Source organism: Enterobacter sp. 120016, from assembly GCF_018383635.1.
Lineage (GTDB): Bacteria > Pseudomonadota > Gammaproteobacteria > Enterobacterales > Enterobacteriaceae > Enterobacter > Enterobacter asburiae_D.
Map to the genome: position 1 here is coordinate 218,618 of NZ_JAHAWC010000004.1, position 22,047 is coordinate 240,664.

Below are 22,047 nucleotides of genomic sequence, written 5' to 3' on the forward strand. Positions count from 1 at the left end.
TTTTCGCCAAATGTGGAGGAAATAAGGATAAAGCGTGGAGAGTTGCAACAAAAAATATTCAATGCGATGATTTTAAAGCGATTTAGCAGAAGTATAGCGAAGTGAAGATCAATAATAAAGCAATTCACCAGGAATATTCTGCAAAACAAGCGCAAGCGCTTTAATCGTTAAGAAAAGTTTTTTACTTCCCCCTCCCGGATGATGAGAGGGGAAAGGTTCAGGATATTTTTTCCAGCATCAGCCCGGCCCGCAGGCCAAACGCGACGGTGGGGTTAGGGAATAAGACATACTCGGTGGTTTTCTGCACCTCGTAACGCTCCTCGCCATCCTCAGCCAGCAGCGCCCCTTTGCGAAACGGGGTGAAGTTCAGGGTGTGCGAGGCCATGTGGAGCAGGAAGGCATCGCTGCGGCGCGTGATCTGCTGTACGACACGATACCGCTCAACGGGCTGATGCGCGTGCTCGGGAGACTTTCCTCCCAGCAGCGCCCGAAGGGCGAGATGCGTAGGCGCAAAGCGGGTCAGGTCGTTCTGGCCGAACGGTAGCGCTTTTCCCAGCTCCAGCGTGCAGGCCAGCGCAGCGAAACGTTCACAGGTGAAATGGGTAAACGTTCCGCCCGGCGACTGGTGAAATACCAGCGCCTCAAGCCCGGCGTCACCCAGCCAGCTCAGGAACGCTTCATCCCACGGCTGACTGCGCTGCGGCAGAACGCCGAAGCGAACGTGGTAGGACGCGCGGATTGCCGTATGCAGATCCAGATGCCAGCGCGCCGGTCCCGCGGCGGCAAAAAACGCGGTCACGACGTTCTCCAGCCACGCTGCCCGCGTCGTTTCATCACTCTGCGGAAACTGCGACCAGCGGCCGCCGAACATGCGGTTAATGTCGCTCACCAGATACCGTTTGTTTTGCGCCAGCGCAGGGGGATTGCCGAGCACCACCAGCACGCGGCACTTCAGGGCGATCTCATTGCGGTACAGCGCACGCAGCAGCAGATCAACGATCTCAACGGGTGCGGTTTCATTCCCGTGGATACCCGTTGAAAGCAGCAGCGAGAGATCGCTTTTTACGGTCGGCGTCAGCTCAAGCACCCCGCGCCCCAGCCACCGCCAGCGAAATGAGGGGCCGTCCCCCTCTTTCTGTTCCGGCGTCTCATCGGCCAGGGTCAGCGCCAGTAAATTTTCCATATCCACTCCTTTAGCGCTGGAACGGGTAAACCGATCCCAGCTGCAGGATTGTCGATAACGCGTCCAGCGCCTCGCGCCCTTCACGCAGAAGCTGCGGGTCAACCAGATCCGCCTGCGTCAGACGATCGCGATAGTAGCGATCGACCCAGTCATTCAGCCGCGTAAAGAGCGTATCGTTCATCATGACCGCCGGGTTTACCGCCTGCATTTCGTCCTGGGTCAAGACCACGCGCAGACGTAAACAGGCTGGGCCACCGCCGTTGGCCATGCTTTCGCGCAGGTCAAACACGCGCAGCTCGTCAATCGGGTTATCGGCCTTCACCAGCTCCGTCAGGTAGCGCCACACGCCTTTATGATCCCGGGACTCCTGCGGCAGGACCAGCATCATGCTGCCATCGTCACGGCTGAGCAGCTGGCTATTGAACAGATACGTTTCTACCGCGTCCTGCACGCTCACCGCCTCCGTGGGAACCTGGACTGGCGTGAAGCCGCGCACGCGCTCATGCAGCGTGGCGAGCAGCGTCTCCTGGTGGGCAAACGCCTGCTCGTGGCAGAACAGCACCTGGCGGTTAGAGACGGCAATCACGTCGTTATGGAACACGCCCTGATCGATCACATGCGGGTTTTGCTGGGCAAAAATCACCTGGGAAGGATTGACCTGGTTCAGGCGGGCAACCGCCTGGCTGGCCGCCAGCGTCTGGCGAGCAGGATAACGGGTTGGCGCGGCGTGGCCCCCCTCTTCTCGTCCGTAGATAAACAGCTGCAGGCTCGGGTCGCCATAGTCGCCCCCCAGGCGGTTATGGTTGGCCGCGCCTTCGTCGCCAAACATCGCCACCTGCGGCAGGGCCTGATGCACCTCGAAATGGGCGTCATGGCTGAAAATAGCGCGCAGCACGCGCTCGGTGGTTTCCGCTTCGGTGGCGCGGTGGAATTTATTGTTCAGGTTCGCCACCGTCAGATGAACTTTGCCATCCAGCGTGTCGGCTGACGGGGCGACGGTCGCCGCGTTTGCCACCCACATAGAGGAGGCAGAGCTTGCCGCGGAGAGCAGGTGCGGCGTCTGCGTACCCGCTTTTTCAACCACCTGCTCATCAGTACCGCTAAAGCCGAGCTGACGAAGGACTGCCACGTTCGGGCGTTCCTGCGGCGGTATCACCGCCTGCGGGAAACCGGCATCCGCCAGCGCCTTCATTTTTAGCAGCCCCTGCTTCGCCGCCAGCTTCGGGTTCGATACCTGAAAACGGTGCTTCGTCGAGGCTTCATTACCAAAAGAGAGACCGGCATAGTGGTGCGTCAGCCCCACCAGCCCGTCAAAGTTAACCTCACGCGCTTTCATGGCGATCCCCTCCGGTAAAATCCAGCCCCGGATTAAGCGTCTCCGGCAGCGTCAGCGCCGGGGTTTCCAGGCTCGCCATCGGCCACGCGCAGTAATCGGCGGCATACCACGCGCTGGCGCGATGGTTGCCCGACGCGCCCACGCCGCCGAAAGGCGCTGTGCTCGCGGCCCCGGTCAGCGGTTTATTCCAGTTCACAATCCCGGCGCGCGCTTCCAGCAGCAGTTGGTCAAACTTCTCGCGATGCGGTGAAATCAGCCCGCTCGACAGGCCATAGCGGGTGTTATTCGCCATCGCAATGGCCGCATCGAAATCGTCATAGCGCCAGACGCACAGCAGCGGGCCAAAGACCTCTTCATCCGGCACGTTGCTCGCGCCGCTCATCTCCACGATGCCCGGCGTCAGCAGCGAGGTACCCGGCTGAACCTGCTTCGGCTCCAGCAGGGTTTTCGCGCCGCGCGCGACGTGGTCCTGCCAGGCCTTCAGCACGTTCAGCGCGGCCTGTTCGGAAATCAGGCCGCCGATAAACGGCTGCGGGTCGGCATCCCACGCGGCAGGCACCAGACGCGCGCTCACTTCTACCAGACGCTTCAGGAAGGCATCCCCCTGCGCGCCCCGCTTCACCAGCAGGCGGCGGGAGCAGGTACAGCGCTGGCCGGCGGTAATAAAGGCGGACTGAATCGTCAGGTGCACCGCGGCGTCGATATCATCAGGGTCTTCCACAATCAGCGGGTTGTTGCCGCCCATCTCCAGCGCCAGGATTTTCTCCGGCTGCCCTGCCAGCTGGCGGTGCAGCTGATAGCCCGTACCGGCGCTGCCGGTAAACAGCAGGCCGTCGATATCGCTCAGCGCGCTCAGCGCCTGACCGGTTTCCCGCCCGCCCTGCACCAGGTTCAGCACGCCCGGCGGCAGGCCGGCCTGTTCCCACAGCCTAACCACCGCCTCGCCGGTTAATGGCGTGAGCTCGCTCGGTTTGAAAATAACGGTATTGCCCGCCAGCAGCGCGGGCACAATGTGGCCATTCGGCAGATGCCCCGGGAAGTTATACGGGCCAAACACCGCCAGCACGCCGTGCGGGCGGTGGCGCAGCGTGGCGGCGCCGTCCGGCATATCGGTATGCTGTTCGCCGGTGCGGGCGTGGTACGCCTTGACCGAAATGGCGATTTTGTTGATCATCGCCGTCACTTCGGTTGTCGCTTCCCAGCGCGGTTTACTGGTTTCAGACGCGATGATGCGCGTCAGTTCGGCCTTGTTTGTCTCCAGCAGCCCGGCAAACTTCTCAACAATTTCCTGGCGCACGGCGAAAGGCTGTTTTGCCCACGCCGGAAACGCGCGGCGAGCGGCCTGGCAGGCCTGTTCGACCTGCGCGATACTGGCGTCATGTCCCTTCCAGAGCACCTCTTTTCCAACCGGATTGGTTTTTACGCGCTCTTCGCCTTCGCCCGTTACCCAGTCACCGTTAATCCATAATGTCATGCTGTTTTCTCCTCAGGGCAGAGACGCACCAGGCGAACCGTATCGCCGGCGTTACATTTCAGGGCATCCAGTTCTGCAGCCGTCAGCACCAGACGTTCACATTTCGGGTTGGTACGCACCAGCATGGCGCGGAAATTGGCGTAATTTTCGTTCGACACCAGACAGGCGGGCCAGTCACCCGGCGCGGGCTGGCCTTCAGAGACCTCAACCAGACGGCTTTTACGGATCGCGCGCACGCGGTCGATATCGCACTCAAGCGTAGGTCCGCCGTCAAAGATGTCGACATAGTTCCGGTAGCGGAACCCCTCTTTCTCCAGCACCGCGCGGGCGGGCGCGGTTTGCGGATGGACTTCGCCAATCACCGCCTGCGCTTCCGGGCTGAGGAAATGGGTATAAATAGGATGCTTCGGCATCAGCTCGGCAATAAAGGCTTTCTGGCCGGTGCCGCAGAGATAGTCCGCCCGGCTGAACTCCATCGAGAAGAAGCGCTCGCCCAGGCTCTCCCAGAACGGCGAGTAGCCGGTGTCGTCGATCACGCCGCGCATCTCTGCGACCACTTTTTCGTTAAAGCGATCGCGGAAGGCGGCCATAAACATAAAGCGCGATTTGGAGAGCAGGTAGCCGTTGCCCTCTTTGCGCCACGCCGGGTCGAGGAACAGCGTGCAGAGCTCGCTGGCGCCCGTGTGGTCATTACAGAGAAACAGCGTGGGCAGCGCGTTATAAACGTTCAGCTCTTTCGAGGCGTGAACCATGGTGCCGACGCGGTAGTTGTACCACGGGTCGTTAAGCCCGACGGCCACTTCAATGGCGCAGATCCCGGCCACGGTCCCCGTTTCGGTGTCTTCCAGGACGAACACATACCCCTGTTCGCTTTTTGGCAACGTCCCCTGCCAGGTTTGCAGGGCGCGCTCAATGCGCGCCGACAGCGTTTTTTCATCGGCAGGAAGCGAGGTCAGCCCACCTCCCGTCTTACCGGCAAGCTGCATGAGCCCGGCGATATCGCCGCGCTCAACGGGACGGATGACCATCATGATGACACCCCGGATTTCACTTTTTCACACGCCAGCGCAAAACGGTCCAGACCGGTTTGCACCTCTTCCTCGCTGACGATCAGCGCAGGCGCGAAACGCACTACGTTGGCACCGGCAATCAGCACCATCACGCCCACTTTTGCCGCTTCCTGTGAAATAAGTTTAGCTTTTCCGGCAAACTCAGCGGTGAGCTCGCAGCCGATTAACAGCCCCAGACCGCGAATTTCTTTAAACAGCCCCGTTTTGCCGTTGATGGCATTCAGGCGCTCGACAAACCAGTCGTGGCGCTGCTTAACGCCTTTCAGCACCTCAGGCGTGTTAATGATGTCGAGAACCTGCCCGGCGACGGCGGTGGCCAGCGGGTTGCCGCCGTAGGTGGTGCCATGGGTGCCCACGGTCATTACGCTGGCGAATTTATCGGTAGTCAGCATCGCCCCAATCGGGAAGCCGCCGCCCAGCGCTTTGGCGGTCGACAGCACGTCCGGCGTCACGCCGTAGTGCATATAGGCATACAGCTCGCCGGTGCGGCCCACGCCGGTCTGCACTTCGTCGAAAATCAGGACCGCGTCGTGACGATCGCACAGCTCGCGCAGCCCCTGCAGGAAGGCTTTTTGCGCCGGAAGCACGCCGCCCTCACCCTGCATTGGCTCGACGATCACCGCGCAGGTGGTGTCGTTAATCAGCTCGCTGGCGGACTGCAGATCGTTATAGATGCCGTGGCGAATATCCGGCGGCAGCGGTGCGAAATCCTGTGAATATGAAGGCTGGCCGCCCGCGCTGACGGTAAAGAGCGTGCGCCCGTGGAAGGCATTTTTAAACGCCACGATGCCGCTCTTGTGGGTACCAAATTTATCGTGCGCATATTTGCGCGCCAGCTTCAGCGCCGCTTCGTTGGCTTCCGCCCCCGAGTTACAGAAAAAGACTTTTTCGGCGAACGTCGCGTCGATCAGTTTTTTGGCCAGGCGCAGCGCGGGTTCGTTGGTAAAGCCGTTACCGGTATGCCAGAACTTCGCCGCCTGGTCATTGAGCGCCTGACGCAGCGCAGGGTGCGCATGACCCAGCGCGTTGACCGCAATTCCACCTGCAAAGTCGATATACTCTTTACCCTGCTGATCCCACAGGCGCGAGCCTTCCCCACGAACCGGAATAAAAGCCGCCGGAGCGTAAACCGGCATCATCCATTCATCGAAATTTTCACGCGTAATTGACAGAGACATAGCGACCTCATCCGGTAAATAAAAAGTTATTTGAATGTTAAATAATTGAGTGTTTGCACTGTGAATGTAGATTGCAGCCTTCGTGCCAGCCAGCAATAAAAATGCATAAACGGGTTGAGGTAACAGAATATCAACAAGTTACAATATGGAGTTATTCACTGTTAGTGCATAAAAAGTGAATATTTTTACGACAAGCGGCGCTTTGCCGCATGAAAATCAGAAAGAGTATGCACAGGCCAAATATAATTCTGGAATTGTGATCGCTCGCGAAATTTATCGGTCATTTACGCCCTGTTTGAGGGCGAGGCGCGTCAGAATGGTGCAAATATTGCACCACCGGCATTAACTGTCGCAGTTATTGGTCGAACCCGGTAACAGTTGACGCAAATTCTGCTACCATCCATGCACTATTCACCTTGCACTGGCAGCGACTATGAAATTTGTCTCTTTTAATATCAACGGCCTGCGCGCCCGCCCCCATCAGCTTGAAGCTATCGTTGAACAACATCAGCCAGATGTGATCGGCCTGCAGGAGACCAAGGTTCACGACGATATGTTCCCCCTCGAAGAGGTGGCGAAACTCGGCTACAACGTCTTCTATCATGGGCAGAAAGGCCATTACGGCGTTGCGCTGTTGACCAAAGAGACGCCAGTTTCCGTCCGCCGTGGGTTCCCCGGCGATGACGAAGAAGCACAGCGCCGCATCATCATGGCGGAGCTGCCTTCCCCGCTGGGTAACATCACCGTGATTAATGGTTACTTTCCCCAGGGCGAAAGCCGCGACCATCCGACCAAATTCCCGGCCAAAGCCAAGTTTTATCAGGATCTGCAGAACTACCTGACAACCGAACTCAACAAAGAGAATCCGGTGCTGATCATGGGTGATGTGAACATCAGCCCGACCGATCTGGATATTGGCATCGGTGAAGACAGCCGCAAACGCTGGCTGCGCACCGGGAAATGTTCTTTCCTGCCGGAAGAGCGCGAGTGGATGCAGCGTCTGCTGGACTGGGGCCTGGTGGATACCTTCCGTACCGCTAACCCGGACACGCAGGACCGCTTCTCATGGTTTGACTATCGCTCAAAAGGATTCGATGACAACCGCGGCCTGCGCATCGACCTGCTGCTGGCCAGCTCGCCGCTGGCAGAGCGCTGCATCGAAACCGGGATCGACTACGATATCCGCAGCATGGAAAAACCGTCTGACCACGCGCCGGTGTGGGCTAAATTCAAGCTGTAATGACGCGTGAACATTCGAAAAATCGCTTTCCTGTGCGCCCTTCTGGGCGCATTTATTCTGACGTTTGTCATGCTTCCTCCAGGCACGCTCTCCCTGGAAGGGATTAAAACCCACCAGCAGGCATTGCTCTCCCATGTTGACCACGCGCCGCTACGAAGCGCGCTGATCTTTTTTGCGCTCTATGTGGTGGTCTCCGCCCTGTCGATCCCCGGCGCGGCGATCCTCACCCTGCTGGGCGGGGCGTTATTTCCCCTGTGGGAAGGCACCGTGCTGGTCTCGTTTGCCTCCACGCTCGGAGCCACGCTTGCGATGCTCGCCAGCCGTTATCTGCTGCGTGACGGGGTCCAGCGGCGGTTTGCTCAGCAGATGAAAACGGTGAATGCCGGTATGGCGCATGACGGTGCGGGCTATCTTTTTGCCCTGCGCCTGATGCCGCTGTTCCCGTTTTTCCTGGTGAATTTGCTGATGGGGCTGACCCGCATTGGAGTCTGCCGCTACTGGTGGGTCAGCCAGGTCGCCATGCTTCCCGCGACGGTGGTCTTTCTGAACGCGGGGCGCGAGCTGGGGAAAGTGGCGTCGCCGAGCGATATTTTGTCGCCGGGCATGCTAATCGCCTTTACACTACTGGGGTTATTGCCGCTGGCTACGCGCCGGCTGTTTTCCCGTTATCTCCCGTCTGCTAAAAAGTGAGGCATTATGCGCCGTGTGCGTTTTTGCGCGTTTCTGACCGGTCTGCTGCTGGCAGCCCCCCTGTGTGCCGCCGAGGGCTGGCACGCTATCCAACAACAGGCCAAAGGCCAGACCGTCTGGTTTAACGCCTGGGGCGGCGATCCGGCGGTCAACCGCTACCTTGAGTGGGTCAGCGGTGAGATGCAAACGCACTATGCCATTACCCTAAAAATTGTCCCGCTGGCGGATGCCGCCGATGCGGTAAAACGTATTCAGACCGAAGCCGCCGCGGGGCGTAAGACCAACGGCTCAGTTGACCTGCTGTGGGTCAACGGCGAAAACTTCCGCACGTTGAAAGAGGCGAACCTGCTGCAAACCGGGTGGGCGCAGACGTTGCCAAACTGGCGCTATGTCGATACCCGTAAACCCGTCACGGAAGATTTTGCGATTCCCACCGACGGGGCGGAATCCCCGTGGGGCGGCGCGCAGCTGACCTTTATCGCCCGCAAAGCCAGCATGCCGACGCCGCCGGAGGATCCTCAGGCGCTGCTGGCCTACGCGCAGCAGCATCCGGGCAAGGTGAGCTATCCTCGCCCGCCCGATTTTACCGGCACGGCATTTCTTGAGCAGCTGCTGCTGACGCTCACCGATCGCCCTGAGGCGTTACAAAAAGCGCCCGATGAAACGTTTAATCACGTTACGGCGCCGCTCTGGGCCTACCTCAATAAGCTGCACCCGCTGCTGTGGCGCGAAGGCAAAGACTTTCCCCCTTCACCCGCGCGGATGGATGCCCTGCTTGCCAGCGGCAGTCTGAACCTGTCGCTGACCTTTAACCCGGCGCATGCGCAGCAGAAAGTGGCGAGCGGCGAACTGCCTGCCGACAGCTACAGCTTTGGTTTCCATAGCGGGATGCTCGGCAACGTCCATTTCGTGGCTATCCCGGCCAATGCCGGCGCGAGCGCGGGTGCAAAAGTGGTCGCTAATTTCCTGCTGTCACCGCAGGCGCAAATCCGCAAGGCCGACCCGGCCGTCTGGGGAGACCCGAGCGTACTGGATGCGAAAACGCTGCCCGAAGGTGACGCCAAACAGCTGCTGGCCCACACGCCTCAGGGGCTGCCGCAGGTGCTTGCAGAGCCGCAGTCCGCCTGGGTGAACGCGCTGGAGCAGGAATGGCTGCGCCGTTACGGCACCCGCTGAGCGGGCTTGTCTGGCTGGCGATGGCGGTGATTTATCTGCCGATCCTGCCCGCCAGCGTGATGCTGTTCGTACCGGCGTTTTCCGTGACAAACTGGCAGCGGCTGCTGGACGATCCGCAGCTGCCGCAGGCGACCGTCGCCACGCTGGTCTCAACGCTCATCGCCACGCTGGGGGCGTTGCTGATTGCCCTTTTCCTTATCTGCCTTTTGTGGCCCGGTCAACGCTGGCGACGCCTCTCTACCCGCCTGCCGTGGCTACTGGCGATCCCTCACGTGGCGTTCGCTACCAGCGCGTTGCTGCTGTTTGCCGAGGGCGGTCTGTTTTATCAGATCTGCACCGTCTGTTCGCCGCCGTTTGACCGCTACGGCGCCGGGCTGGGCCTGACGCTCGCGGTCAAAGAGAGCGCGTTTGTACTGTGGGCCATATACGCCGTACTGCCGGAAAAACGGCTCGCGCAGCAGAAGATCGTCCTGCAAACCTTTGGCTACGGGCGTATTCAGACGCTCAGCTGGCTGATCCTTCCGGCGATCGCCCCTGTCCTCGGCGCGGTGATGCTGGCGGTGCTGGCGTGGTCACTTTCGGTCGTGGATGTGGCGATCGTTCTCGGGCCCGGCAACCCGCCCACCCTGGCCGTGCTGGCCTTTCAGTGGCTAAGCCAGGGTGACGCCCAGCAGCAGGCAAAAGGGACGCTGCTGTGCCTGCTTCTCCTTATGATGCTGGCCGCGCTTGCCGCCCTGGGTTACGGCCTCTGGAAAGCATGGCGTCGCACGATCCCGAACCTCGCGGGGACGCGCCTCCGGTCTCCACTCGTCCTACCTGAGCGGGCATTCAGCGGGTTACTGCCCGCGTGCGGCATCCTGTGCGCCGCGGTACTGCTGATGCTGGCGCAAGGGGGCGACGTGGGCCCCGTGGGTACCAGCCTCTCCTTCGGTCTGCTGTCGAGCCTGATCGCCCTCATCGTCATTTTTCTCTGGCTGGAATGGGGACCGCAGCGCGGCGCAGCGTGGGTGTGGTCACCGCTCGCCCTTCCTGCGCTGCCGCTCGTCACCGGACAATACTTTATTGCTTTGCGTCTGGGACTCGACGGGCACTATGCCGCCGTGCTCTGGAGCCATCTGCTGTGGGTGTTGCCGTGGATGCTGCTGGTTCTGCAGCCCGCCTGGCGGCGAATCGATCCCCGGCTTATTCTTACCGCCAGAACGCTCGGCTGGCGACGGGCGAAAATATTCTTACTGCTGAAATGCCCCCTGCTGGTGCGCCCTGCGCTGCTGGCCTTTACCACCGGCTTTTCCGTCAGCATGGCGCAATACATGCCGACGCTCTGGCTTGGCGCGGGGCGTTTCGCCACGCTGACCACCGAAACCGTCGCGCTCAGCAGCGGGGGCAGCATCCCCGTTCTCGCTAGCAGGGCGCTGGGATTGCTGCTGGTCACGGGCACGGTGTTCGGTCTTGCCGCCCTGTTATCCCGGCTCGCGGGCCGCTACCGTCAAGGATTACGATAATGCTGAAGGTAAATCATCTCACCATCGAACCGCTTTTCCGCGAGATCAGTTTTTGCGTTCCTCGCGGGGAGATCGTTACCCTGATGGGGCCGTCCGGCAGCGGCAAATCGACCCTTTTTGCGTGGATGGTCGGCGCGCTGTCAGACGATTTTCAGGCACAAGGCGAACTGTGGCTCGACGCGCGTCGCTGCGATAGCCTCCCCGTTGAATCCCGCGGGCTGGGCATCCTCTTTCAGGACGCGCTGCTGTTTGAACAGTTCAGCGTCGGGCAAAATTTGCTGCTGGCGCTGCCTGAGCGGATCGTCGGGCGCGCGCGTCGGGAAGCGGTCGAGCAGGCGCTGGACTCCGCCGGGCTGAGCGGTCATTACGCCAGCGATCCGGCCACCCTCTCCGGCGGGGAGCGTGCCCGGGTCAGCCTGCTGCGCGCCCTGCTCGCAGAGCCGCAGGCGCTGCTGCTGGACGAACCGTTCAGCCGCCTCGATAAAACGTTGCGCACGACGTTTCGGACATGGGTATTTGACGCCGTCCGCGCGCGCAATATCCCGGCGGTGCTGGTCACGCACGATGAGGACGATATTCCGCCCGGCGGCGAGCTGATTGAGATCTCTCGCTGGCAATAATGTGCTAACGCAATGTTTTCCGTTTCTGGAGAGACGACAATGCCCCCCTCTTTTACTGACGTCAGGTTATTCGATGAAACGTGTTTCTCAACTGACCGCGCTGGCCCTGCTTTGCGGCCTCGCTTCCTTTTCCTCTCTGGCGGCTGATATGGCCAACGCGATGACGCTGTCTCAGCTTCAGGCGCAGCACGGCACGCCTGTCGACACCCGTCCCAGCGCGTTTTACAACGGCTGGCCGCAGACCCTCAGCGGCCCCTCCGGGCATGAACCCGCCGCACTCAACCTTGCTGCCGCCTGGCTGGGCGCAATGAGCGACGAGCAGATTGCGAGCTGGGCAAAACAGCATCAGCTTACGCCTGCAACGGCCATCGCCCTGTACGGCGACGAGAACGATAACCTGGCGGTGAAGTCCCGCCTGGAGAAAGCCGGATACCGCCACGTCTCGCTGCTCAGCGACGCGCTGCAGACGCCCGAGCGCCTTCAGCGCCTGCCTCACTTTGAACAGCTGGTTTACCCGCAGTGGATCCACCGCCTCCAGCAGGGTAAACCCGTGACCGCCGCGCCGTCGGGTGACTGGAAAGTGATTGAAGCCGCCTGGGGCGCACCGAAGTTTTACCTGCTGAACCACATTCCCGGCGCGGGCTACATCGACACCAACGAGGTGGAAAGCGAGCCGCTGTGGAATAAAGTCTCCGACGACAAGCTGAAAGCGATGCTGGCGAAGCACGGGATCCGTCACGATACCACCGTCATTTTGTATGGCCGTGACGTTTACGCCGCCGCGCGCGTGGCGCAGATTATGCTGTATGCGGGCGTGAAGGATGTACGCATTCTCGACGGCGGCTGGAAGGCGTGGTCAGATGCAGGCCTGCCGGTTGAACGCGGCACGCCCGGCAAAGTGGCGCCAGCCCTCGATTTCGGCGCGCCGATCCCCGGCCAGCCGCAGCTGATGGTCGATATGGAGCAGGCGCGCGGGATGCTGCACCGTCAGGATGCCTCCCTGGTCAGCATTCGTTCGTGGCCGGAGTTCATCGGCGAAACCAGCGGCTACAGCTACATCAAGCCAAAAGGTGAAATAGCCGGTGCCCGCTGGGGTCATGCGGGCAGCGACGCGACCCATATGGAAGACTTCCATAACCCGGATGGCACCATGCGCAGTGCGGACGATATCGCCGCACAGTGGAAGCGCTGGAATATTCTGCCGGAGCAGCACGTCGCGTTTTACTGCGGCACCGGGTGGCGGGCGTCAGAAACCTTCATGTACGCCCGGGCGATGGGCTGGAAGAATGTTGCCGTCTATGACGGCGGCTGGTACGAATGGAGCAGTCACCCGCAGAACCCGGTCACCACCGGCGCGCGCGGGCCGGAGAGTGCGCTCTAAGGGTTGAGTGACTTCAGCGTCACATAGCCGCTCCAGATGCGCGTTGTGGTGGTCAGCCAGCACAGCGCGCCGAATACCCACGCGAACAGCGCAAAGTGTGCCGGGAAGAGGCAGCACAGCACGAACAGCGCGATGGTCTCCGTCCCTTCCGTTAACCCACCAATGTAATAAAACGACTTGTGCGCATAGCCGGGGTTGTCGATGTCATGCTTCGCGGCCAGCGCCGCAAACGCCAGAAAGCTGCTGCCGGTACCGATAAACGCAAACAGCAGCCAGGCGGCCGCCAGCGCATTTTCTGCGGGAGCCGCGAGCGCAAAGCCAAACGGCACCAGGGCGTAGAACAGAAAATCGAGCGCGATATCGAGAAATCCCCCCGCATCGCTCAGCCCTCTCCGGCGCGCCAGCGCGCCGTCCAGACCATCTAGCAGGCGGTTAAGCACGATGGCGACCAGCGCCGCCGGATACCAGCCGAGGGCCAGAAACGGCAGCGCCAGCACGCCGACGGCAAACCCGGTCAGGGTGACTCCGTCGGGCGTGATGCCCGGCTTATCCAGCACGGAAACCAGACGATTCAGAGAGGGCTTAACCCGCGGGTGCAGGTGACGGTCAAGCATGGGGAGTCTCGTTAAACGTGGCGCACAGCCCCTGCGCCGGAATATCCAGCGCGGCATTAAAGCGGGCGGAGAGATTCTGAAACGCAATGAGCGCCGTCATCTCGGTGATGGCCTCGTCCGTGAAGTGGCGCTTCAGCGCCGTTCTGATAGCCTCATCCGCCCAGGGCGGCGTGGCGGTTACCGCCTCGGCGTAGGCCAGCGCCGCGCGCTCCTGCTCGGTGAACAAGGCGGAGTCATGCCAGTTGCCCACGGCCTGAACCTTATCCAGCGCGCCGCAGCGCTCGGCCAGCCGCAGGCTGTTGGCATCAATACAGAAAGCGCAGTGACAGAGCTGGGACACCCGCGTCATGAGCAGCGAACGAAGCACGGGCGTCAGGCGCGCATGACGGCGCTCCAGATAACCGACAAACAGCGCCACCAGCCAGAACAGACGCGGCATGCGCCCCCACCAGCGGGTGGGATTCAGCACCGCGCCAAAATGCTTTTTCTGCATGGCGGCAATCGGCTTAAGGCTGGCGGGAAGGGTTTCGAGGGGGGCAACCCAGGCGGTGGTCTCTTTCACCTGATTCTCCTGATTACTGGACTCTGAGAAAGGGCACGATAATATGTCTTTTTTCGCTATCAATTATTGACGACCATGCTGAAAACACTCGATGTCGTTGCCGCCATCATCGAAAAAGACGGCAATATTTTACTGGCGCAGCGCCCTGCCCATGCCGACCAGCCGGGAATGTGGGAATTTGCAGGCGGTAAAGTCGAGGCCGGAGAAACCCAGCCAGAAGCGCTTATTCGCGAGCTGCGTGAAGAGTTGGGCATTGACGCCCTGCCGGGGCAATACGTGGCAAGCCACCAGCGGGAAGTCTCGCAGCGGTTGATCAACCTGCATGCCTGGCACGTTCCTGCCTTTCGCGGCGAGCTCACGGCGCACTACCACAGCGCGCTCGCGTGGTGTACGCCGGAAGAGGCGTTCGGCTACGCCTTAGCCCCCGCGGATATTCCGCTGCTGGAAGCGTTTATTGTTTTACGCGACGCCAGACCAGCGGGTTTGTGCTGATGGCGCGCTCGTCGCGCTGGCACTGCAGCAGAATGCCGTCCGCTTTCACAACGGCCCCTTCCGAGTAGTTCTGATTCTGATAGATACAGCACTGATTGCAGGGTTGCACCGTTTGATTCTGGCCGCTGGAGCTAAACACCTCCGGCGGCACATTCACCTCCACGTCCGGGAGAATGGGGTTGGCCTGCACGCCTGCGGCAAAGATCGCACACAGCGCGGTGAGTAGATAACGTTTCATAGACACATCTTCCTGTAGTTCCTTGATAATGACTATAACGGTAAACCCGAGCGGAACCTTTAATTTATCTCTTCATCGCTTTTGGTTATGACGCCCGCGCTCTCATTAATTTCCCTTTCGGCATAAATTTCCGCTTGCCTCACAAAGCGGTACGGGTGGTATAGTCAAAAAAACAACACAAATCGCATAAGTAATACACATAAAATACGATAAGAGGTTCTTATATCTATGGATCAGACACGCTCTCTGGAAAGTTTCCTTGCCCATGTTCAGCAGCGCGACCCGCACCAAAGCGAGTTCGCTCAGGCCGTACGAGAAGTTATGACCACCCTGTGGCCCTTCCTTGAACAAAACCCGCGTTATCGCCAGATGTCGCTGCTTGAACGCCTCGTCGAGCCAGAGCGCGTGATCCAGTTCCGCGTGACGTGGGTTGACGATCGCAATCAGGTACAGGTTAACCGCGCGTGGCGCGTACAGTTTAACTCGGCCATTGGCCCGTTTAAGGGCGGCATGCGTTTTCATCCGTCCGTGAACCTGTCGATTCTGAAATTCCTCGGCTTCGAGCAGACCTTTAAAAACGCCCTCACCACGCTCCCTATGGGCGGCGGAAAAGGCGGCAGCGATTTCGATCCGAAAGGCAAAAGCGAAGGCGAAGTGATGCGCTTCTGCCAGGCGCTGATGACCGAACTCTATCGCCACCTTGGTCCTGACACCGACGTGCCTGCCGGTGATATCGGCGTGGGTGGACGTGAAGTAGGCTTTATGGCCGGGATGATGAAAAAGCTCTCCAACAACAGCGCCTGCGTCTTTACCGGCAAGGGGCTGTCGTTTGGCGGGAGCCTGATCCGCCCGGAAGCGACAGGATACGGCCTGGTTTACTTCACCGAGGCCATGCTCAAGCGTCACGGTTTAGGCTTTGAAGGCATGCGCGTCGCGGTGTCCGGCTCCGGTAACGTGGCGCAGTACGCGATTGAGAAAGCGATGCAGTTTGGCGCTCGCGTGGTAACCGCCTCTGACTCCAGCGGCACGGTGGTGGATGAAGCGGGCTTCACGGCAGAGAAACTGGCGCGCCTGTGTGAAATCAAAGCCAGCCGCGACGGTCGCGTGGCGGATTATGCCCGGGAGTTTGGCCTGACCTACCTCGAAGGTAAACAGCCGTGGGGCGTGCCGGTGGATATCGCCCTGCCGTGCGCCACGCAGAACGAGCTGGATGTTGAAGCCGCGCGTACATTGATTAGCAACGGCGTAAAAGCGGTGGCCGAAGGGGCGAATATGCCGACCACCATCGACGCGACGGACCTGTTCCTGGAGGCGGGCGTGCTGTTTGCTCCGGGCAAGGCCGCTAACGCGGGCGGCGTGGCGACCTCCGGCCTCGAGATGGCGCAAAACGCCGCGCGTCTCGGCTGGAAGGCGGAGAAAGTGGATGCGCGCCTGCACCATATCATGCTGGATATTCACCATGCCTGCGTGGAGTACGGCGGCGAGGCATCGCAAACCAACTACGTGCGCGGGGCGAATATCGCCGGGTTCGTGAAGGTGGCGGATGCGATGATTGGGCAGGGTGTGATTTAAGGTTTATATCGTGCGGCCGGGTGCCCTCACCCCGGCCCTCTCCCACGGGGAGAGGGAGAAAACCGGGCGTATCAGGCCGCGCTCTTTTTCTTCTTGAACGGTTTCTTCGCGCCGCTACCGGGGGCAACCATTCCTCTGAACGTTTTCACCGGCGTGCTGCGCGCCTGATCGATCAGCTGGTAAAGCGTCCCGACCAGCGGCTGCATAAAGTCCTGGTAGCGGCACTGCTTCTCGCTGATCTGCGTCAGCACCGATTCCCAGTGTGCGGTCATGTCCGGCCTGGCGGCCAGCTCCGGCAGAGAGTGGATCAGCGCCCGGCCCGGTTCCGTTGAGTGGATGTAGCGTCCCTTTTTCTCCAGGAAGCCGCGCTTAAAGAGCAGCTCGATGATCCCTGCGCGGGTTGCCTCCGTCCCCAGACCGTCGGTGGCGCGCAGGATCTTCTTCAGATCTTTATCCTGAACGAACCGGGCGATCCCGGTCATCGCCGACAGCAGCGTCGCATCGGTGAAATGGCGCGGCGGCTGGGTCTGACGTTCAACCACTTCGCCCTTCTCGCACAGCAGTTCGTCATCTTTGGCGACCACCGGCAGCGGCGTGCCGTCGTTCTCTTCGTCGCGCTCTTTATTCCCCAGCAGCGTGCGCCAGCCTGCCTCTGCGAGGAAACGCGCTTTGGCGATAAACTTGCCTTTGGCAATCTCAAGCTCAATCACGCACTTGCGGAATACCGCGTCCGGGCAGAACTGCATCAGGTACTGACGGGCGATCAGGTTATACACCTTCGCTTCGTTCTCGGTCAGATTGACGCTGCTGGCACGCGCCGTCGGGATAATCGCATGGTGGGCATCCACCTTTTTGTCATCCCAGCAGCGGTTATGGGTGTCCGGGTTTACCGCCGGCTGCGGGAGCAGATCCGGCGCGTGTACGCCGATAGCGTTCATCACCGAATGGCGTCCGGCAAAGTGCTCTTCCGGCAGATAGCGGCTGTCCGAACGCGGATAGGTGATGAGCTTATGGGTTTCGTAGAGCTTCTGGCAGATATCCAGCACGTTCTGCGCGCTCAGGCCAAACTTTTTGGCCGCCTCAATCTGCAGTGCAGAAAGCGAAAACGGCAGCGGCGCGGGTTCTGATTCCCGTTTATCGTTATAGCTGGTGACGATAGCGGGCTGCCCGGTAATGCGGTTAACCACATGATCGGCCAGCGGACGATGGAGCAGGCGCCCCTCTTCATCCTGGTACGATTCGCAGGCATCGCTCGGCTGCCAGACGGCGGTAAAGCGTTCGTCTTTAGGCGTGACGATATGCGCTTTCACTTCAAAAAAATCTTTGGCGACGAAGTTCTCAATCTCTTCGTCACGACGCACCACCAGCCCCAGCACCGGCGTCTGGACACGGCCTACGGAGAGCACGCCCTGGTAGCCCGCGTTGCGCCCAAGAATGGTGTAGGCGCGGGTCATGTTGATGCCGTACAGCCAGTCGGCGCGGGCGCGGGCTAAAGCCGAGACGCACAGCGGAATAAACTCGCTGTTGGCGCGCAGGCGCGAAATCGCCCGCTCGACGGCCTGCGGGTTGAGGTCGTTGATCAGGCAGCGCTGTACCTGCTGGCGCTTTTCCGGCGCCAGCTCCAGGTAGTCCAGCACTTCATCCACCAGCAGCTGCCCTTCCCTGTCCGGGTCACCCGCGTGCACGATTTCAGCGGCGTCATGCAGGAAGCGCTTGATCACGTTGAGCTGTTTGGTGACCGAAGGTCGGGGCTGCAGGCGCCATTTTTCCGGCACGATGGGCAGATCGTTCAAATTCCAGCGGGCGTAGCGGCTGTCGTAGACATCCGGCTGCGCCTGCTCAAGCAGGTGACCAATACACCAGGTGACCACCTGCCCGTTACCGCATTCGATAAAGCCGTCACCTTTGCGATGCGGTTTAGGCAGCACGTCGGCGATGGCGCGGGCCAGGCTCGGCTTTTCGGCAATAAACAACCGCATCGAATTAACGGATCTCAATCATCGGTCGGCCACCGCGCGCGGTCACCAGCTCGCCGATCGCCGTCAGGGTGATGCCGAACTCGGCGGCAGTCGCCTGTACCTCGGCTTCGGATTCCGGCGTGACCGCCAGCAGCAGGCCGCCGGAGGTTTGCGGATCGCACAGCAGGTTGCGCCACTCCTCAGGCATCTCGCCCATCAGGTGACCGTAGCTGGCGAAGTTGCGCTGGGTACCGCCCGGGACCGCGCCCTGAGCAATATACTCCTCCACGCCCGGCAGCTTCGGCACGTCCTGATACCAGACCTGCGCCTGCACGCCCGCGCCTTGACACACTTCAGAGAGGTGGCCCAGCAGACCAAAACCGGTGACGTCGGTCATCGCCTTCACGCCGTCGATATTGGCGAATGCCGCACCGGCGAGGTTCATCTGGCACATGACTTCCGTTGCCAGACCTTTGTGCTCCGGTTTCAGCAGGGATTTTTTCTCGGCGGTTGTCAGCACGCCAATGCCCAGCGGCTTGGTAAGGAACAGTTTGCAGCCCGCCTGCGCGGTGCTGTTGCGCTTCACGCGCTCGGTCGGCACCACGCCGGTAACGGCCAGGCCGAAGATCGGTTCGGGCGCATCGATAGAGTGACCACCGGCCAGCGCAATCCCCGCCTGCTGGCAGGCAAAACGACCGCCATCAATCACTTCACGGGCCACTTCCGGCGGGATGGTGTTGATCGGCCAGCCCAGAATGGCAATCGCCATGATCGGCTTACCGCCCATAGCGAAGATATCGCTGATGGCGTTGGTGGCCGCAATGCGACCGAAGTCGAACGGGTTGTCGACAATCGGCATAAAGAAGTCAGTGGTGCTGATAATACTGGTGCCGTTACCTAAGTCATAAACTGCAGCATCGTCACGCGTTTCGTTGCCGACAAGCAGGTTCGGGTCGACAAACTTCGCCTGTTCACTGTGCAGGATGGTCTCCAGCACTTTCGGGGAAATTTTACAACCGCAACCGGCTCCGTGGCTGTACTGCGTTAAACGAATGGTTTGCTCGCTCATGGACGTCTCCTGTCATCTCAATCGCGCTATGGTAGCGCTCATTCCATAAAGAGGTAAGTATGACTGTCTGAATTCTGCGGCAGATGCTCAGAATCCAGACAGTTTAGCGTGCGTTATCAGAAACGGCTGACGAAAGGCGTGGTGTCCGGCACGCTGATGGTGCTGGAGGCTTTAAGCTGCGGGGTGCCGAGATAAAGGAAGCCGACAATTTTGTCATGCTCGCCGCAGCCAAAACCGTCACGTACCGCCGGGCTTTCGGTCAGCGCACCGGTGCGCCAGATCCCGTTAAAACCCTGTGCGACGGCGGCCATTTGCATCGCCATCACCGCACAGCCTGCGGACATTTCCTGCTCCCAGACCGGCACCTTATGGTCAGCCTGGCATTTGGCCACGACGGCGATAATCATCGGGGCGCGGAACGGGGCATTGCGCGCCTTGTCGATACCTTTCTCATCCTGCCCGGCGGCAACCGCGCCCTGCTCCAGCAGCTGGCTGAAACGATCGCGGCCTTCGCCTTCAATCACAAAGAAGTGCCACGGCTGCAGCGTGCCGTGATCGGGGGCACGCATGCCGGCACGCAGAATGTTCTCCAGCTGCTCGCCTGCCGGGGCAGGTTCGGCCAGACGGGAAGCGCTACGGCGGTTAACAAGCAGTTCGAGTGCGTCCATTGGTTAACTCCTTTCTTGAAATTTACTCACAAAATTAACACGACGGCAGATTTTGTTACAGCCTGGCAGGCGATTCCTGCTGACAAGTGGCGGTTGGGTCATTACGATAACCCAACATTACCGTCCAGTGGCGACGGAAACAGTCATTTTCTGGTTAGGGAGAATACATGCGAACCCTTTGGCGAATCTTTGCCGGTTTCTTTAAATGGACGTGGAGACTGCTCAACTTCGTCCGCAACCTGGTGATGAACATCTTCTTCATCTTCCTGGTTCTGGTTTGCGCGGGCATCTGGATGCATATCAGCAATGCGAATCAGGCGCAGCATTCAACGCGCGGCGCGCTATTACTCGATATCACCGGCGTTATCGTTGATAAGCCGTCCACCAGCAGTCGCCTGAGCGTGATTGGTCGCCAGCTGTTTGGCGCAACCTCAGATCGTCTGCAGGAAAATTCCCTGTTTGATATCGTCGATACCATCCGCCAGGCCAAAGACGACCGTAACATCACCGGGATCGTACTGGATCTGAAAGATTTTGCCGGCGGCGATCAGCCTTCAATGCAGTACATTGGTAAAGCGCTGCGCGAATTTCGCGACAGCGGAAAGCCGGTGATTGCCGTGGGCGACAGCTACAGCCAGGGGCAATATTATCTGGCGAGCTTCGCCAATAAAATCTGGCTCTCCCCGCAGGGCACGGTGGATCTGCACGGTTTTGCCACCAACGGTCTGTACTACAAATCTCTGCTCGACAAGCTGAAGGTCACCACCCACGTCTTCCGCGTCGGCACGTATAAATCAGCCGTAGAGCCGTTTATCCGCGACGATATGTCCCCTGCCGCCCGTGAAGCGGACAGCCGCTGGATTGGCGAGCTGTGGCAGAACTATCTGGGCACCGTTGCCGCCAACCGCCAGATTACGCCTGAGCAGGCGTTCCCGGGCGCAAAGGGCGTGCTGGAAGGCCTGCGTAAGGTTGACGGTGATACCGCGAAATATGCGCTTGATAACAAACTGGTTGATGCCCTGGGCACCAGCGCCGAGATTGAAAAATCCCTGAGCAAGCAGTTTGGCTGGAGCAAAGAGGATAAAAATTACAGCGCCATCAGCATGTATGATTACTCGACGAAAAAGCCGGATGACAGCGGCAACAGCGTCGCGGTGGTGTTTGCCAACGGCGCCATCATGGACGGTCAGGAGACCCCGGGTAACGTGGGCGGCGATACTACCGCGTCACAAATCCGCGATGCTCGCCTGGATCCGAAAGTGAAAGCGATCGTCCTGCGGGTGAACAGCCCTGGCGGCAGCGTCAGCGCCTCCGAGGTGATCCGCGCTGAACTGGCCGCGGCGCGTGCCGCCGGCAAGCCGGTCGTCGTATCCATGGGCGGAATGGCCGCCTCCGGGGGTTATTGGATCTCAACGCCAGCCAACTACATTGTGGCTAACCCAAGCACGCTGACCGGTTCGATTGGCATCTTCGGGGTGATCAACACCGTGGAGAACAGCCTGGATTCCCTGGGCGTGCATACCGATGGGGTTGCCACCTCTCCGCTGGCGGATGTGTCTGTGACCAAATCCCTGCCGCCGGAAGTCTCTGAAATGATGCAGCTCAGCATTGAGAACGGCTATAAACGCTTTATCACCCTGGTAGCGGACTCGCGTAAAAAGACGCCTGAGCAGATCGACCAGATCGCACAGGGCCACGTCTGGACCGGCCAGGATGCGAAGAGCAATGGTCTGGTCGACAGCCTCGGCGACTTCGATGACGCGGTGAAGAAAGCCGCCGAGCTGGCGAAGCTCAAGCAGTGGCATATCGAGTATTACCAGGACGAGCCGTCGTTCTTCGATATGGTCATGGACAGCATGTCCGGCTCGGTACGCGCCATGCTGCCGGAGGCGATGCAGGCTTACCTGCCTGCGCCGGTCGCCACGGCAGCGAAAGCGATGAAGGCGGAAAGCGATAAGCTCGCGGCCTTTAACGATCCACAGAGTCGTTACGCGTTTTGCCTGACCTGCGCTAACGTCCGTTAA

Annotated in this window: 20 protein-coding genes; 9 read left to right on the forward strand and 11 right to left on the reverse strand. The window is 60.2% G+C overall.

The genetic code is table 11. The features are described 5' to 3' along the window. Window positions 1–217: 217 nt before the first annotated feature. The 5 genes from astE to astC are packed head-to-tail and all read right to left on the reverse strand — an operon-like array spanning window position 218 to window position 6,241. On the reverse strand, window positions 218–1,183 hold the full coding sequence (gene astE / locus KIF87_RS09080; protein ID WP_213328539.1) for a succinylglutamate desuccinylase: 966 nt from the start codon (window positions 1,181–1,183) through the stop codon (window positions 218–220). A 10-nt stretch (window positions 1,184–1,193) separates the two neighbouring features. Then, window positions 1,194–2,519 carry an N-succinylarginine dihydrolase gene (gene astB, locus KIF87_RS09085; RefSeq protein WP_213328540.1) on the reverse strand — a complete coding sequence of 442 codons (1,326 nt, stop codon included), beginning with the start codon at window positions 2,517–2,519 and terminating at the stop codon, window positions 1,194–1,196. Further along, window positions 2,506–3,993, reverse strand: coding sequence for a succinylglutamate-semialdehyde dehydrogenase (gene astD / locus KIF87_RS09090; RefSeq protein ID WP_213328541.1), 1,488 nt, complete (start codon window positions 3,991–3,993; stop codon window positions 2,506–2,508). Before astD ends, astB begins: the two co-directional genes overlap by 14 nt. Next, window positions 3,990–5,024 (reverse strand): arginine N-succinyltransferase, encoded by a 1,035-nt coding sequence (gene astA, locus KIF87_RS09095; RefSeq protein ID WP_213328542.1) that lies wholly within the window; start codon window positions 5,022–5,024, stop codon window positions 3,990–3,992. The genes astD and astA overlap by 4 nt, the downstream gene beginning before the upstream one ends. After that, complete coding sequence (astC, locus tag KIF87_RS09100; protein WP_213328543.1) at window positions 5,021–6,241, reverse strand: succinylornithine/acetylornithine transaminase; 1,221 nt, start codon at window positions 6,239–6,241, stop codon at window positions 5,021–5,023. The genes astA and astC overlap by 4 nt, the downstream gene beginning before the upstream one ends. Before the next feature lie 433 nt (window positions 6,242–6,674). Here astC and xthA point away from each other — a divergent pair, with 433 nt between their 5' ends. The 6 genes from xthA to KIF87_RS09130 all read left to right on the forward strand — a co-directional run bounded on the left by xthA (window position 6,675) and on the right by KIF87_RS09130 (window position 12,850). Next, window positions 6,675–7,481 (forward strand): exodeoxyribonuclease III, encoded by an 807-nt coding sequence (gene xthA / locus KIF87_RS09105; protein WP_213328544.1) that lies wholly within the window; start codon window positions 6,675–6,677, stop codon window positions 7,479–7,481. Between the two features lie 6 nt (window positions 7,482–7,487). Continuing rightward, window positions 7,488–8,171, forward strand: a complete 684-nt coding sequence (locus tag KIF87_RS09110) for a TVP38/TMEM64 family protein (RefSeq protein WP_213328545.1) — start codon at window positions 7,488–7,490, stop codon at window positions 8,169–8,171. A 15-nt stretch (window positions 8,172–8,186) separates the two neighbouring features. Continuing rightward, entirely contained in the window at window positions 8,187–9,347 is a 1,161-nt protein-coding gene (locus KIF87_RS09115; protein ID WP_484613324.1) for an ABC transporter substrate-binding protein, read from the forward strand. Further along, on the forward strand, window positions 9,320–10,849 hold the full coding sequence (locus KIF87_RS09120; RefSeq protein WP_213328547.1) for an ABC transporter permease family protein: 1,530 nt from the start codon (window positions 9,320–9,322) through the stop codon (window positions 10,847–10,849). The genes KIF87_RS09115 and KIF87_RS09120 overlap by 28 nt, the downstream gene beginning before the upstream one ends. Further along, window positions 10,849–11,469 carry an ATP-binding cassette domain-containing protein gene (locus tag KIF87_RS09125; RefSeq protein WP_213328548.1) on the forward strand — a complete coding sequence of 207 codons (621 nt, stop codon included), beginning with the start codon at window positions 10,849–10,851 and terminating at the stop codon, window positions 11,467–11,469. The genes KIF87_RS09120 and KIF87_RS09125 overlap by 1 nt, the downstream gene beginning before the upstream one ends. A 73-nt stretch (window positions 11,470–11,542) precedes the next feature. After that, window positions 11,543–12,850, forward strand: coding sequence for a sulfurtransferase (locus KIF87_RS09130; RefSeq protein WP_213328549.1), 1,308 nt, complete (start codon window positions 11,543–11,545; stop codon window positions 12,848–12,850). Here KIF87_RS09130 and KIF87_RS09135 read toward each other — a convergent pair. Continuing rightward, window positions 12,847–13,464: a CDP-alcohol phosphatidyltransferase family protein gene (locus tag KIF87_RS09135; RefSeq protein WP_213328550.1), complete on the reverse strand. Its 618-nt coding sequence runs from the start codon at window positions 13,462–13,464 to the stop codon at window positions 12,847–12,849. The genes KIF87_RS09130 and KIF87_RS09135 overlap by 4 nt on opposite strands. Continuing rightward, window positions 13,457–14,026, reverse strand: a complete 570-nt coding sequence (locus KIF87_RS09140) for a carboxymuconolactone decarboxylase family protein (protein ID WP_213328551.1) — start codon at window positions 14,024–14,026, stop codon at window positions 13,457–13,459. Before KIF87_RS09140 ends, KIF87_RS09135 begins: the two co-directional genes overlap by 8 nt. A gap of 75 nt (window positions 14,027–14,101) precedes the next feature. Here KIF87_RS09140 and KIF87_RS09145 point away from each other — a divergent pair, with 75 nt between their 5' ends. Then, on the forward strand, window positions 14,102–14,518 hold the full coding sequence (locus KIF87_RS09145) for a pyrimidine (deoxy)nucleoside triphosphate diphosphatase (protein ID WP_121423414.1): 417 nt from the start codon (window positions 14,102–14,104) through the stop codon (window positions 14,516–14,518). Here the strand turns inward: KIF87_RS09145 and KIF87_RS09150 are convergent. Further along, window positions 14,478–14,756, reverse strand: coding sequence for a DUF1496 domain-containing protein (locus KIF87_RS09150; RefSeq protein WP_023335340.1), 279 nt, complete (start codon window positions 14,754–14,756; stop codon window positions 14,478–14,480). The two genes, KIF87_RS09145 and KIF87_RS09150, sit on opposite strands and share 41 nt — an antisense overlap. 228 nt (window positions 14,757–14,984) lie before the next feature. On the opposite strand from KIF87_RS09150, the gene gdhA reads away from it, so the two are divergent. Continuing rightward, the gene (gdhA, locus tag KIF87_RS09155; RefSeq protein WP_023335339.1) at window positions 14,985–16,328 is read left to right on the forward strand and encodes an NADP-specific glutamate dehydrogenase; all 1,344 of its coding nucleotides are present in this window, start codon (window positions 14,985–14,987) and stop codon (window positions 16,326–16,328) included. Window positions 16,329–16,399: 71 nt separating this feature from the next. On the opposite strand, the gene KIF87_RS09160 is transcribed toward gdhA, so the two are convergent. From KIF87_RS09160 to KIF87_RS09170, 3 genes are all read right to left on the reverse strand, one after another. Then, window positions 16,400–18,307, reverse strand: coding sequence for a DNA topoisomerase III (locus tag KIF87_RS09160; protein ID WP_213328552.1), 1,908 nt, complete (start codon window positions 18,305–18,307; stop codon window positions 16,400–16,402). A gap of 4 nt (window positions 18,308–18,311) precedes the next feature. Further along, window positions 18,312–19,355, reverse strand: coding sequence for a selenide, water dikinase SelD (gene selD, locus KIF87_RS09165; RefSeq protein WP_008500702.1), 1,044 nt, complete (start codon window positions 19,353–19,355; stop codon window positions 18,312–18,314). Between the two features lie 116 nt (window positions 19,356–19,471). Further along, window positions 19,472–20,023: an NAD(P)H nitroreductase gene (locus KIF87_RS09170; protein WP_047648067.1), complete on the reverse strand. Its 552-nt coding sequence runs from the start codon at window positions 20,021–20,023 to the stop codon at window positions 19,472–19,474. A gap of 167 nt (window positions 20,024–20,190) precedes the next feature. Between KIF87_RS09170 and sppA the strand changes: the two genes are divergently transcribed. Further along, entirely contained in the window at window positions 20,191–22,047 is a 1,857-nt protein-coding gene (gene sppA, locus KIF87_RS09175; protein WP_213328553.1) for a signal peptide peptidase SppA, read from the forward strand.

Bases quoted from the DNA above. Each gene is read 5' to 3' on its own strand.
- astE (WP_213328539.1), bottom strand. From the start codon at position 1,183: ATGGAAAATTTACTGGCGCTGACCCTGGCCGATGAGACGCCGGAACAG.
- astB (WP_213328540.1), bottom strand. From the start codon at position 2,519: ATGAAAGCGCGTGAGGTTAACTTTGACGGGCTGGTGGGGCTGACGCAC.
- astD (WP_213328541.1), bottom strand. From the start codon at position 3,993: ATGACATTATGGATTAACGGTGACTGGGTAACGGGCGAAGGCGAAGAG.
- astA (WP_213328542.1), bottom strand. From the start codon at position 5,024: ATGATGGTCATCCGTCCCGTTGAGCGCGGCGATATCGCCGGGCTCATG.
- astC (WP_213328543.1), bottom strand. From the start codon at position 6,241: ATGTCTCTGTCAATTACGCGTGAAAATTTCGATGAATGGATGATGCCG.
- xthA (WP_213328544.1), top strand. From the start codon at position 6,675: ATGAAATTTGTCTCTTTTAATATCAACGGCCTGCGCGCCCGCCCCCAT.
- KIF87_RS09120 (WP_213328547.1), top strand. From the start codon at position 9,320: ATGGCTGCGCCGTTACGGCACCCGCTGAGCGGGCTTGTCTGGCTGGCG.
- KIF87_RS09125 (WP_213328548.1), top strand. From the start codon at position 10,849: ATGCTGAAGGTAAATCATCTCACCATCGAACCGCTTTTCCGCGAGATC.
- KIF87_RS09130 (WP_213328549.1), top strand. From the start codon at position 11,543: ATGAAACGTGTTTCTCAACTGACCGCGCTGGCCCTGCTTTGCGGCCTC.
- KIF87_RS09135 (WP_213328550.1), bottom strand. From the start codon at position 13,464: ATGCTTGACCGTCACCTGCACCCGCGGGTTAAGCCCTCTCTGAATCGT.
- KIF87_RS09145 (WP_121423414.1), top strand. From the start codon at position 14,102: ATGCTGAAAACACTCGATGTCGTTGCCGCCATCATCGAAAAAGACGGC.
- KIF87_RS09150 (WP_023335340.1), bottom strand. From the start codon at position 14,756: ATGAAACGTTATCTACTCACCGCGCTGTGTGCGATCTTTGCCGCAGGC.
- gdhA (WP_023335339.1), top strand. From the start codon at position 14,985: ATGGATCAGACACGCTCTCTGGAAAGTTTCCTTGCCCATGTTCAGCAG.
- KIF87_RS09160 (WP_213328552.1), bottom strand. From the start codon at position 18,307: ATGCGGTTGTTTATTGCCGAAAAGCCGAGCCTGGCCCGCGCCATCGCC.
- selD (WP_008500702.1), bottom strand. From the start codon at position 19,355: ATGAGCGAGCAAACCATTCGTTTAACGCAGTACAGCCACGGAGCCGGT.
- KIF87_RS09170 (WP_047648067.1), bottom strand. From the start codon at position 20,023: ATGGACGCACTCGAACTGCTTGTTAACCGCCGTAGCGCTTCCCGTCTG.
- sppA (WP_213328553.1), top strand. From the start codon at position 20,191: ATGCGAACCCTTTGGCGAATCTTTGCCGGTTTCTTTAAATGGACGTGG.